The following is a 12162-nucleotide window of genomic DNA, read 5'->3' as shown; positions in this document are numbered from 1 at the left end:
GAGGCGCCCGCCTCGCCTTCCAGCGCGGAGGCGGGGGCGGGGCCGGCGAAGCGGCGGCGCGGCGTGCGGAACACGGCGGTGGCGACGCGCCCCTCGCGGAGGAAGACCACGTCGTCCGAGCCGCAGCGGACTGCGCAGCCGTTCAGGTAGAAGAGGTAGGTCCAGCCGTCGCCGGTGCGGCGCACGGCGGCCGGCTCGCCCAGGGCGCCGCGGACCTGCGCCTCGGTCATCCCTTCGCGGATCGTCTGCGCGGCCGCGGGGGCGGCGGGGAGGAGCGCGGCGGCGACACCGGCGGCCAGCAACAGGAGCGTTCGCGTCTGCATGGCGGTCCTCCCAGTCGAAGGGTTCAGGTGCGGACCAGGTGGTCCGCCAGGGAACGGAAGAGCCCGATGCCGTCCTCCGAGCCCAGGAGCGCGGCGACGGCCCGCTCCGGGTGGGGCATCATCCCCAGCACGTTGCCGCGCTCGTTGACGATCCCCGCGATGTTGTTCAGGGAGCCGTTGGGGTTGGCCTCCGCGGTGGCCCGGCCGGAGGCGTCCACGTAGCGGAACGCCACCCGCCCGCTCCGCTCCAGCTCCTCGACGGTCTCCGGCTCCGCGATGTAGCACCCCTCGCCGTGGGCGATGGGGACGCGGAGGACCTGCCCGCGCTCGTACGCGGTGGTGAACGGCGTGTCGGCGTTCTCCACCCGCAGGTGCACGGTGCGCGAGGCGAACTTCAGGCTCCGGTTGCGGATCAGGGCGCCGGGGAGGAGCCCCGCCTCGCACAGGATCTGGAAGCCGTTGCAGATCCCCGCCACCGGTCCCCCCGCCTCCGCGAAGGCGCTCACTTCGCGCATCAGCGGGCTCTGCGAGGCGATGGCGCCGGCGCGCAGGTAGTCGCCGTAGGAGAAGCCGCCGGGGAGGAACACCGCGTCCACCCCCTCCAGGTCGTGCGACTTGTGCCAGAGGTACACCGCCTCCGCGCCCAGCCCCTCCTCGATCGCCTTGTAGCAGTCGTAGTCGCAGTTGGAGCCGGGGAAGGTCACCACGCCCAGCTTCATTGGACCGCCGCCTCCGCCGGGGCCACGCGCACGTCGTAGTCCTCGGTCACGGGGTTGGCCAGGAGCTGCCGGCACATGGCGTCGGCGCGCTCCCGCGCCTCCTCCTCGCCCTCCGCCCGGAGCGTGAAGACGATCAGGCGCCCCACGTGCACGTCGGAGACGCCCTCGAAGCCGAGCGAGGCCAGCGCCCCGGCGACCGCCTTCCCCTGCGGGTCCAGGATCCCCCGGCGGGGGGTCACCCGGACCTCGATCTGGTGTTCCGTCACGTCGCCTCCTCGTTGATGGGCCGGACCTCCACGCGGTGTCCCCGGCCGGGCCGGATCTCTTCGTAGTCCAAGTCCCGCTGCGACTCGGGCTCCTCTTCCTCCTCCTCGAGGATCATCGGGTCCTTTTCCGGGAGCCGCTCCTCGAACCCCGCCAGCACGGTCCGCACCAGCCCGACCGTGATGTACAGGATGGACATTGGGAAGAAGAAGTACTCCGGGAACGTGAACGCCGCGGCGATGGAGGCGAAGGCCAGGAAGAAGGCCAGCCGGCCGCCCCAGGTCCGCGGGCTGAAGCGCGGGACCACCGAGTACAGCACGTTGCTGATCATCAGGATCGCCACCCCCAGCACCAGCCACCCGGCGACCCGGCCCACGTTCACCCGCGGGAACAGCTCCCGCCAGAGGTCGGTCTGCGTGAACGCGTAGAACGTCGCCACGCACACCCCCGCGGTGGGGGAGGGGAGCCCGTGGAACGCCGACTTGGCCGTTCCCGCCTGCTCGATGTTGAAGCGGGCGAGCCGCAGGATCGCGGCCACGATGTACAGGAACGAGATCATCCAGTTCCACTCGCCCCCGCCGAAGAAGGCGAAGTACGCGATCAGCGCAGGCGCCACCCCGAACGACACCGCGTCCACGAGCGAATCCAGCTCCTCGCCGAAGGGGCTCCCGGTGGCCGTGAAGCGGGCGATGCGCCCGTCGAACATGTCCATGAACGCGGCGCCGACGATCAGCCACCCCGCCGTGACGAAGTTGCCGCGGGTGGCCTCCACGATGGCCCAGATCCCCAGGAAGAGGTTGCCCATCGTGAAGGCGCTGGGGAGGATGACGATCCCCCGACGCAGCCGCCGCCGGCGCGGGTGCACGTTGGCCTCCCCGGGGGGCGTCACGCCGCCACCTCCGCGGCGAGGGGGAAGTCGTCCAGCGTGTGCCCGGTGATGCGGCGGAAGGCGTCCTGGTACCGCCGGGAGGTCTCCTCCACCACCTCCGGGGGGAGGTCCGGCCCGGGAGGCCGCATGTCCCACCGACCCTCGTTCGCCAGGGCCTGCAGGTGGTCGCGCAGCGGCTGCTTGTCGAACGACGGCTGCCCGCGCCCGGGGGCGTAGCGGTCCGCCGGCCAGAAGCGCGACGAGTCCGGCGTCAGCACCTCGTCGATCACGCGCAGCGTGCCGTCCGCGTCGCGCCCGAACTCGAACTTGGTGTCGGCGATGACGATCCCCGCCGCCGCCGCGATCTCCAGCCCCCGGCGGTACAGCCCGAAGCTGGCTTCCCGCAGCCGCTCCGCGGTCCCGGCGCCCACGATCTCGCGCATCCGGGCGAAGGGGATGTTCTCGTCGTGCCCCGTCTCCGCCTTGGTGGCCGGGGAGAACACCGGCGGCTCCAGCCGTGCCGACTCCGCCAGCCCCGCCGGGAGCGGCTCCCCGGCCAGTTTCCCGGAGGCCGTGTACTCCTTCCACGCCGAGCCGGACACGTAGCCGCGGACCACGCACTCCACCGGGAACGGCTCCGTCTTCCGCACCAGCATGCCCCGGCGGGCCCACACGTCGCGCGTGGGGGCCAGGGCGGGGTAGCGGTCGGCGATGGCGTCGGGGTCGACGGCGAGCAGGTGGTTGGGCACCACGTCGCGGGTGCGGGCGAACCACCAGGCCGAGATCAGGGTGAGGACCTCGCCCTTGCGCGGAATGGGCTGGGGGAGGACCACGTCGAAGGCGCTCACGCGGTCGGTGGCGACCATCAGCAGGGCGTCGCCCAGGTCGTACACGTCCCGCACCTTCCCGCGGCGGAAGACGGGGAAAGGGAGGTCCGTCGAGGCGATCGCAGAAGTCACGGCCCGCGTTTCCGTCCGGTGTCTGGGGTTTCGGCGAGCCGGGAAGCTATCAGCCGCCCGGTGCCCCGGCAACCGGAAACCCTCGTGGCACGAGGTGGGCCAGGCGCGCCGCGGCGCAGTCCGCAGCCGCGCTCAGATCCCGTACAGCGGCTTCAGCTTCGCCTCCAGATAGCGCAGCAGCGGCTCCGGCGAGGGCGGCCTGCCGGTGACGCGCTCCACCAGCTCCGGCGCGCGGAAGCGCCGGCCGTGACGGTGCACGTTCTCGCGCAGCCACTCCAGCAGGGCGGAGAAGTCGCCCCGGGCGAGCTGCCCGTCTAGCTGCGGGAGCTGCTCGCGGATGGTCTCCCAGAGCTGCGCGGCGTACACGTTCCCCAGCGTGTAGGTGGGGAAGTAGCCCAGCGCCCCCATGGACCAGTGGATGTCCTGAAGCGCGCCGCTCCGGTCGTTCGGGACCACCACTCCCAGGTCCTGGCGCATCCGCTCGTTCCAGGCGCCGGGGACGTCGTGCACCGGGAGGTCGCCGCGGAGCATGGCCCGCTCCAGGTCGAAGCGGAGCATCACGTGCAGGTTGTAGGTGGCCTCGTCCGCCTCCACGCGAGTGAGCCCCGGCTTCACCCGGTTGAGGTAGCCGTAGATCTCCTCGACCGTGGTCCCGGCGAGCGCGCTCCCGAAGGCGTCCTGCGCGACGGGGAGCGCCCACTCCCAGAAGGGGCGCGACCGGCCCACCATGTTCTCCCACATCCGCGACTGGCTCTCGTGGATCCCCAGCGAAGCCGCCTCCCCGACCGGCTGGCCGAAGTACGCGTCCTTGGGGAGCCCCTGCTCGTACATCCCGTGACCCGCCTCGTGCAGCGAGGACACCAGCGCATCGAGGAACTCGTCCTCGCTGTAGCGCGTGGTGAGGCGCGTGTCTCCCGGCCCGGCCCCCTCGCAGAAGGGATGGGTGGAGACGTCCAGCCGTCCCGCGCGGAAGTCGAAGCCGATCCGCTCCAGGACCCGCCGGCCGAGCGCCTTCTGCGCCCCCGCGGTGACGCGGACGCTCCCCAGCCGCATCTCCGGCCGGGTGGCGGATTCCGCGATCGCGGCGATCAGCGGGGCGAGGCCGGCCCGGAGGGCGCCGAAGACCCGCTCCACCTCTGTGCTGGTCATCCCCGGCTCGAACTCGTCCAGGAGCGCGTCGTACAGGTCGGCCCCCTCGGGGACGCCGTAGCATTCCGCCTTGACGCGGGCGAGCTCCACCGTCTTCGCCAGCCAGGGCGCGAAGGCGGCGAAGTCGTCCCGCTCCCGCGCGTCCTTCCACGCCTCCATGGCGCGCGAAGAGGTCTCGGCGATCTCCCGCACCAGCGAGGTGGGAAGCCTAGTCGCAAGGTCGAAGCCGCGGCGCACCTCGCGCAGGTTGGCCGCGATCACCGGGTCGGAGGCGAGCGACGCGTCCTCCTCGCAGCGCTCCAGCAGCTCCCGCAGCCGGGGCGAGGTGCGCCGCTCGTGCACCAGCGCGGAGAGGGCGGAGAGCTGCTGCGCCCGCAGCGGCGCGGCGGCGGGGGGCATCATCGTCTCCTGGTCCCACCCCAGCGTGGCGCTCACGGAGGCGAGCGTCGCCGCCTCGCGGAGGAGGGCCGTGAGCTCCTGGTAGTGCCCGGGGAGGTCGCTGCGCTCCGCGGGGGCGGAAGTCTCGGTGGTCGCCATCGGTGGGGTGCCTCGGTTCGGGTCCGGTGGGCTCAGACGTGCAGCGCGGGGGCCTCCGCCTCCACTTCCGCGGAGTGCCGCTCCAGCGCGGGCCGCACCCACTCACGCAGAAAGTCGTCCACCTGCTCCGGAGCGCGCCCCACGTACAGCTCGGGGCGCAGGTCCTCCTCCAGCTCCGCGCGCGTGACGCCGAACGCCGGGTCCGCGGCGATGCGGTCCATCAGGTCGTTGGGGCGGCCGTGCTGCTTCACCTCCTGCCCCGCGGCGATGGAGTGCACCCGCACCCGCTCGTGCAGCTCCTGCCGGTCGCCGCCGCGCCTGGCCGCGCGCATCATCAGGTTCTCCGTCGCCATGAAGGGGAGCTCCTCCATGAGCCGGCGGCGGATCATCTCCGGGTACACCACCATCCCGGAGGCCACGTTGTGCACGATCAGCAGCACCGCGTCCGTCGCAAGGTAGGCTTCCGGCACCGCGATGCGCTTGTTGGCGCTGTCGTCCAGCGTCCGCTCGAACCACTGCGACGCCGCGGTGAAGGCGGGGTCGATGGTGAGCGCGATCACGTGCCGGGCGAGCGCGTTGATCCGCTCCGAGCGCATGGGGTTGCGCTTGTACGCCATGGCGCTGGAGCCGATCTGGTGCTCCTCGAACGGCTCCTCCACCTCCTTGAGGTGCGAGAGGAGGCGCACGTCGTTGGCGAACTTGCTGGCCGACTGCGCCACCCCCGCCAGCGTGGCGAGGCAGGCGTAGTCCGTCTTCCGGGTGTACGTCTGCCCGGTCACGCCGTACAGCCGGTCGGCGAAGCCCATCTTCTCCGCGACGAGCCGGTTCAGCCGGTCCACCTTCTCGCCGTCGCCCTCGAACAGGTCCACGAACGAAGCCTGCGTCCCCGTGGTCCCGCGCACCCCGCGGAAGCGCAGCGTGTCCAGCCGGAAGTCCACCTCCTCCAGGTCCAGGAGCAGGTCCTGGATCCAGAGCGTCGCCCGCTTCCCCACGGTGGTGGGCTGGGCGGGCTGGAAGTGGGTGAAGCCCAGCGTGGGCAGGTCGCGGTGCTCGCGGGCGAACTCCGCCAGCGCGGCCACGCCGCTCACCAGGCGGCGGCGGACCAGCTTCAGCGCCTCGCGGTGCTGGATCAGGTCGGTGTTGTCGCCGACGTACGCCGAGGTGGCGCCCAGGTGGATGATGGCGCGCGCCTCGGGCGCCTGCTCGCCCAGGTGGTGCACGTGGGCCATCACGTCGTGCCGGAGCTGCTTCTCCAGCTCCGCTGCCCGCTTCAGGTCGAAGTCGTCCAGGTGCGCGCGGATCCCGGCGATGGCCTCGTCCGGGATGGGAAGCCCCAGCTCCTTCTCCGCTTCCGCCAGCGCCAGCCAGAGCCTGCGCCAGGTGCCGAACTTGAACGCGGGCGAGAAGATGCGCGACATCTCCGGGGAGGCGTAGCGCTCGGTCAGCGGGTTGCTGTATCGGTCGATCGACATGGGTTCATGATCTGTTGTGTCCGCCTGACTTCCGCACTTCGCACCTCGCACTCCCGCACTCCCGCACTACTCCGGGTACCGCACCTCCCGCAAGAAAAGCCCCTCCGGCGGGGCGGGCGGCGAGGTCTCCAGCCCCGGCGTGTTCGCCAGCAGGGCCGGCACGTCGCCCTCCGGGCGGACGCCGAGGCCCACGTCCACCAGCGTCCCCACGAGGTAGCGCACCATGTGGTGCAGGAAGCGGTTGGCGGTCACGTGGAACTCGATGCCGATCGCTTCCCACTCCGCCCAGCGCGCCTCGGCCACGATGCAGCGGTCGCCGCGCTCCTCCTGGCCCGCCTTGGCGAAGGCCCGGAAGGAGTGGTCGCCGACCAGGGCGCGGGTGACGCGCTCCATGGCGGCCCGGTCCACCGGCTTCGCCAGGGGCCAGCACCAGCGGGCGCGGAAGGGCGAGTGCGCCTCGCGCTGCAGGCCCACGCGGTACACGTACGAGCGCGCCACGGCGTCGTAGCGCGGGTGGAAGCGCGGCGCGGCCTCCGCAGCGTCGGCGATCCACACGTCGCCGGGGAGCAGGGCGTTCATGGCGCGCAGGAGCGCGGCCGGCGTCCATTTCGCGGGGGCGTCCACGGCGGCCACCTGGCCGGTCGCGTGCACGCCACGGTCGGTCCGGCCGGAGCCGACCACCCCAGCGGGGCGGTCGAACAGGCGAGACAGGACGCGCTCCAGCTCGCCCTGCACGGTGCGCTCCCTGGCCTGCACCTGCCAGCCGAAGAAGTCGCGCCCGTCGTAGTGGACGGTGAAGCGGATGCGGCGTGTCTCCGTGGTGCTCACGCGCGACAAGGTTGGCGGGGCCCCACCCCGTGTCAAGCGCGCCCCCGCGGTCGATTGACAGTCTCCGTGGGCGGGAGGTATGATCCGACCGTGCGTTTCCCCACTACCCGCCACCCTCCACCACCGCGACGATGCGTACCGTGCCACCGGGTCCCGCCGGCCGGGACCTCAGTCCCCCGCGCGGGGGCGCCGCATGAGCGACGGGGTCCTTTCCGGCGAGGCCGCCGAGGTGCCGCTCGGCGAGCTGATCCGCGCCGCCACCCTGCGGCCCCTCTCCGCCGCCGAGGCGGAGCGCGCCTTCGGCGAGGTGATGGAGGGGCGGGCCACCCCCGTGCAGATGGCCGCGCTCCTGGTCGCCATCCGCGTCCGCGGCGCCGTTGCGGACGAGGTCGCGGGCGGCGTCCGCGCCCTCCGCCGCGCCATGGTCCCGGTCCCGGTGGCCGCCACGGAGGAGCTGGTGGACACCTGCGGCACCGGCGGCGGCGCGCTCACCACCTTCAACATCTCCACCGCCGCGGCGCTGGTCGCAGCGGGGGCCGGGGTGCGCGTCGCCAAGCACGGGAACCGGAGCTTCACCTCCCGCTGCGGGAGCGCGGACGTGCTGGAGGCGCTCGGGGTGCGGCTGGACCTCACCCCCGAGCAGGAGGCGGCGGTGCTGGACGAGACGGGGATCGTCTTCATGTTCGCGCCGCTGCACCACCCGGCCATGCGCCACGTGGGCCCCGTACGGCGCGAGCTGGGGATGCCCACGCTGATGAACGTGCTCGGGCCGCTCACCAACCCGGCGATGGCCCGCCGCCAGGTGGTCGGCGTCTCCGACCCGGGGCTCCTGGAGCTGATTGCGGGCGGCCTGCGGGCGCTCGGGCACGAGCGCGCCCTGGTGGTGCACGGCGAGCCGGGGATGGACGAGCTGAGCCCCATCGGCCCCACGGAGGTGATCGAGCTCCGCGACGGCGAGCTCGCCCGCAGCACCCTGGACCCGCGCGAGGCGCTGGGATGGGAGCCGGCCGATGCGGAGGGGCTGGGCGGAGCCGAGCCGGAGGAGAACGCCCGCACCATCGAGCGCGTGCTGCGCGGCAAGGCGGGCGGTGCGGCACGCGCCGCCGTGGCCCTCAACGCCGGCGCGGCGGTCTACGTCGCGGGGAAGGCGGAATCGCTGGTCGAGGGCGTCCGCACGGCCGAAGAGGCGCTGGACGGCGGGGCGGGGTGGACGGCCCTGGAGGCGCTGCGGACGGCGACGCGGCGATAGGGGGCAGCGGAGCCCGGGAGGGCGAGGTACTGAGCACGGAACGGCGGGACGCACGCAGAGGAAGCAGAGGAAGCAGAGGACAACTGCTCTCGCTTTTCCTCTGCTTCCTCTGCGTGAGCCCGTTTTTCAGGCACGTCTCGGTCCGCGGGCCCGCCTACTCCACGGCCTCGGGGGCGGCGGGGAGGCGGACGGTGAACGTGCTGCCGCGGCCGGGCTCGCTCTCCGCGTGGATGGTCCCGCCGTGGCGCTCGGCCACCATCCGCGCGATGGCGAGGCCCAGCCCGGTGCCGCCGGCGCGGACGCGCGCCTCGTCGCCGCGGTAGAAGCGGTCGAACACGCGCGGCAGCTCCTCCGGGGCGATCCCCGTCCCGGTGTCCTCCACGGCCACGTCGATCCAGCGGGTCCCCTCCGGATCCTCGACGGTGGCGGCGCGCAGGGTGACGACCCCGGAATCGGTGAACTTCACCGCGTTGGAGACGAGGTTCAGGAAGAGCTGCCGGAGGGGCCGCTCCTCGCCCACCACCTCGAACGGCTCCGCGGCTTCCAGCCGGACCTCCACAGGCTTCCCGGCGGCGAGCGCCTCGCCGATGTCGCGGACGTCCTCCAGCAGCGGCAGCAGCTCCACCCTGCCGGTCCCTACCCCCGGGGCGGACTCCTCCCCGCGCGCCAGCGTCAGCAGCCCCTCAACCAGCCCCAGCATCCAGCGCGTCTCCTCCAGCACGCCGCCCAGCGTCTCCCGCAGCTCCTCCGGAGGGCGCTCCCGCGCCAGCGCCACCTGGGCGGAGCCCTGGATGGCGGTGAGCGGGGTGCGCAGCTCGTGGCTGGCGTCGGCGGTGAAGCGGCGCAGCGTGTCCACCGCCCGCTCCAGCCGCTCCAGCATCCCGTTGAAGGCCAGCGAAAGCTCCCGCAGCTCCGCCGGGCGGTCCGGCTCCTCCACGCGCCGGGACAGCGCGCCGATCCCGATCTCCCGCGTGGCGGACACCAGCCGGTCGAGCGGGCGCAGGATCCGGTCGGCCAGGGAGCGGCCCGCCACGGCGGCGGCGGCGGCCGTGAGCGGGATCAGGATCAGCGAGATCACCAGGAACGAGCGGAGCGCGCGCCCCTCCACGTCGCCGGTGCGCGCCACGTAGATGTCCAGCACGTCCCCGTTGGGAAGGCGGGAGCGCCGAAGCAGCGCCTCCACGTCCCCCTTCCCCGGCGGCATCTGGCGCTCCTCGACCGTGACCCGCGGCACGTGAGAGGGGATGATGAGCTGCTCCGCGGTGAGCGCGGACTGCCGCAGCGAGGCCGTACCCGCGCCCGCGAGCGTCCGCGCCAGGATCAGGTAGGTGAGCCCGGCGAACAGGGTGAGCGCCACCAGGAGGATCACCGAGTACCACAGGACGATCTCACGGCGCAGCGAGGGCGGATCGGGCCGGGGCGTCATCCCTCCTCCCCGCCCGGGGTCCGCATCACGTAGCCCACCCCCCGGACCGTCTGGATCAGCTCGCGGTCGGGGTCCAGCTTGTTGCGCAGAGAGTTGATGAACACGTCCACCACGTTGGTCCCCGGGTCGAAGCGGATCCCCCACACATGCTCCATGATCACGGCGCGCGAGAGGGGGCGGTCCGCGTTGCGGAGCAGGTACTCCAGCAGCGCGAACTCCTTGGGGGTCAGCTCCACCTTCTCGCCCCCGCGGCGGACCTCGTGCGCCGCGGGGTCCAGCTCCAGGTCGCCGGCGCGCAGGACCGCCGGGGCGGGACCGCCGGAGCGGCGGAGCAGCGCGCGGAGGCGGGCCGCCAGCTCCGGGAAGTCGAAGGGCTTGGTCAGGTAGTCGTCCGCTCCCGAGTCCAGCCCCTCGACCTTGTCCTCGACCCGGTCGCGCGCGGTGAGCAGGAGCACGGGGAAGGCGATCCCCTCGTCCCGCAGGTCGCGCACGAGCTGGTAGCCGCTGCGGCCGGGGAGCATCACGTCCACGACGGCCGCGTCGAACCCCTCGGCCACGGCCTTCCGGAACGCGGTGTCGCCGTCCTCGGCGGTCTCCACGGTGTACCCCTCCTCCCGCAGCCCCTTTCTCAGGAAGCCCAGGATTCCCGCGCTGTCTTCCACCACCAGGATACGCATGTCGGCTGCATTAACGAGGTTTAATCCAGGCCTAATTCATCCTTAACCGTACGCCGGAACGGGCATCGGCGCCACCGTGTACGGAGCCGCACAGGACGAAGGAGACACAGTATCCAGAGAGGGAGGTTGGTGCAGATGAACAGGATCCGCAAGCTCGCGGTGCCGGGCGCGCTGGTCGTCGGGATGGGGGTCGCGGCGACCGCGATGGAAGTCGTCAAGGACCCCCTCCAGGACCTCGGCGCGCAGAGCGCCGTCCAGCCGGCCATCGCGGGGCGGGTCGCGGGGCCGGAGTCGCTTTCCGCCGCGTTCCGCACCGCCAGCAGCACGGCGCTCCCGGCGGTGGTCTACGTCAAGGTGCAGACCGCCGCCCGCCCCGTAGCGCAGGTGCCGGAGCAGTTCCGGGGGACGCCGTACGAGCAGTTCTTCGGCGGCGCGCCGCGGAACGCCCCGCCCCAGGAGGGGAGCGGCTCCGGCTTCATCGTCAGCGAGGACGGCTACATCCTCACCAACAACCACGTGGTCGCCAATGCGTCCCGGGTGACGGTGGTGCTCGCGGACAAGCGCGAGCTGACCGCGAAGGTGGTGGGTCGCGACCCGAACACCGACATCGCGGTGCTCAAGGTGGACGGCAGTGGCCTCCCGGTCGCGCAGCTCGGTGACTCCGATGCGCTGCAGACCGGCGACTGGGTCCTGGCGCTGGGCTACCCGCTCTCGCTGGGGCAGACCACCACCGCCGGGATCGTGAGCGCCAAGGGCCGCTCGCTGGGGATCATGCAGCAGGACCGCAACGCCACCGCGCCGCTGGAGCACTTCATCCAGACCGACGCGGCCATCAACCCGGGGAACTCCGGGGGGCCGCTTGTGGACCTGCAGGGCCGCGTCATCGGCGTCAACACCGCCATCGCCTCGCCCACCGGGTTCTACTCCGGGTACGGGTTCGCCGTGCCGATCAGCCTGGCGAAGCGCGTGGCCGACGACCTGATCCGCTACGGCACGGTGCACCGTCCCATGCTGGGGGTGCAGATCCGGGGCGTCACCCCGGCCGACGCCGAGGTGTTCCGCCTCCCCAGCCCGAGCGGCGCGGTGGTCGCCACCGAGCCCACCGGGCCCGCGAAGGAGGCCGGCATCCGCATGGGCGACGTGGTGGTGGGCGTGGACGGCCGCGCCATCGCGGACGACGGCGCCCTCATGGCCGCCCTCGCGGCGAAGCGCCCCGGCGAGCGCGTCACGGTGGACCTCGTCCGCTACGGCGAGCGCGAGCGGGTGACGGTGAAGCTGGGCGAGCTGGACCTGAAGCCGGTGAGCAACGACGCCCCCGCCGCAGTCCGGCGCGACGCGGTGGAGCGCCTGGGGTTCAACGCCATGGAGGTGACCCCGCAGGTGGCCCGCCAGTACCGGCTCCCCTTCAGCGAGGGGGTCGTCGTGACCGAGGTGGACCGCGCCGGCCCCGCCGCCTCCGCGCTGACGGGAGGGATGCGGATCGAGCGGCTCAACGGGCGCGAGGTCCGCAGCGTGGAAGACGTCCGCGCCGAGGCGTCACGCCTGAAGCCGGGCGGGGTCGTGTCGATCGTGGCCCGCACGCAGGACGGGCAGCAGACGATCGTCAACTACCGGATCCGCGAGTGACGCCGGCGCGGTGACCGTATAGAAGAAGATGGAACGAACACGAGGGCCGCCCCGCAGCTGCGGGG

The 12162-nt window shown here is 72.8% G+C and carries 12 protein-coding genes; 2 read left to right on the top strand and 10 right to left on the bottom strand.

Annotation, left to right across the window (positions count from 1 at the left end; genetic code table 11):
- The 8 genes from bamE to truA form a co-directional block, all read right to left on the bottom strand.
- Positions 1–323: outer membrane protein assembly factor BamE (gene bamE / locus VGR37_06580; GenBank protein HEV2147048.1), on the bottom strand; the 323-nt coding region annotated here is incomplete at its 3' end.
- Positions 324–346: 23 nt separating this feature from the next.
- On the bottom strand, positions 347–1042 hold the full coding sequence (purQ, locus tag VGR37_06575) for a phosphoribosylformylglycinamidine synthase subunit PurQ (GenBank protein ID HEV2147047.1): 696 nt from the start codon (positions 1040–1042) through the stop codon (positions 347–349).
- Positions 1039–1308, bottom strand: coding sequence for a phosphoribosylformylglycinamidine synthase subunit PurS (purS, locus tag VGR37_06570; protein HEV2147046.1), 270 nt, complete (start codon positions 1306–1308; stop codon positions 1039–1041). Before purS ends, purQ begins: the two co-directional genes overlap by 4 nt.
- A complete protein-coding gene (gene pssA, locus VGR37_06565) occupies positions 1305–2195 on the bottom strand; it encodes a CDP-diacylglycerol--serine O-phosphatidyltransferase (protein HEV2147045.1) in 891 nt (296 codons plus the stop codon). The genes purS and pssA overlap by 4 nt, the downstream gene beginning before the upstream one ends.
- Positions 2192–3133, bottom strand: a complete 942-nt coding sequence (locus VGR37_06560) for a phosphoribosylaminoimidazolesuccinocarboxamide synthase (GenBank protein HEV2147044.1) — start codon at positions 3131–3133, stop codon at positions 2192–2194. Before VGR37_06560 ends, pssA begins: the two co-directional genes overlap by 4 nt.
- A gap of 132 nt (positions 3134–3265) precedes the next feature.
- On the bottom strand, positions 3266–4819 hold the full coding sequence (locus VGR37_06555; protein HEV2147043.1) for a carboxypeptidase M32: 1554 nt from the start codon (positions 4817–4819) through the stop codon (positions 3266–3268).
- A 32-nt stretch (positions 4820–4851) separates the two neighbouring features.
- On the bottom strand, positions 4852–6291 hold the full coding sequence (purB, locus tag VGR37_06550) for an adenylosuccinate lyase (GenBank protein ID HEV2147042.1): 1440 nt from the start codon (positions 6289–6291) through the stop codon (positions 4852–4854).
- Between the two features lie 66 nt (positions 6292–6357).
- A complete protein-coding gene (gene truA, locus VGR37_06545) occupies positions 6358–7119 on the bottom strand; it encodes a tRNA pseudouridine(38-40) synthase TruA (protein ID HEV2147041.1) in 762 nt (253 codons plus the stop codon).
- A gap of 193 nt (positions 7120–7312) precedes the next feature.
- Between truA and trpD the strand changes: the two genes are divergently transcribed.
- Positions 7313–8368: an anthranilate phosphoribosyltransferase gene (gene trpD, locus VGR37_06540; GenBank protein ID HEV2147040.1), complete on the top strand. Its 1056-nt coding sequence runs from the start codon at positions 7313–7315 to the stop codon at positions 8366–8368.
- A 154-nt stretch (positions 8369–8522) separates the two neighbouring features.
- On the opposite strand, the gene VGR37_06535 is transcribed toward trpD, so the two are convergent.
- Positions 8523–9794, bottom strand: coding sequence for a HAMP domain-containing sensor histidine kinase (locus tag VGR37_06535; GenBank protein ID HEV2147039.1), 1272 nt, complete (start codon positions 9792–9794; stop codon positions 8523–8525).
- Entirely contained in the window at positions 9791–10471 is a 681-nt protein-coding gene (locus VGR37_06530) for a response regulator transcription factor (GenBank protein HEV2147038.1), read from the bottom strand. Before VGR37_06530 ends, VGR37_06535 begins: the two co-directional genes overlap by 4 nt.
- Before the next feature lie 135 nt (positions 10472–10606).
- Here VGR37_06530 and VGR37_06525 point away from each other — a divergent pair, with 135 nt between their 5' ends.
- On the top strand, positions 10607–12097 hold the full coding sequence (locus tag VGR37_06525; protein HEV2147037.1) for a trypsin-like peptidase domain-containing protein: 1491 nt from the start codon (positions 10607–10609) through the stop codon (positions 12095–12097).
- Positions 12098–12162: the final 65 nt, after the last annotated feature.

This window comes from Longimicrobiaceae bacterium, from assembly GCA_035936415.1.
Classification (GTDB): Bacteria; Gemmatimonadota; Gemmatimonadetes; order Longimicrobiales; family Longimicrobiaceae; genus JAFAYN01.
Note: the sequence above shows the minus strand (reverse complement) of the source record. Positions and strands in the feature narration are given on the sequence as shown.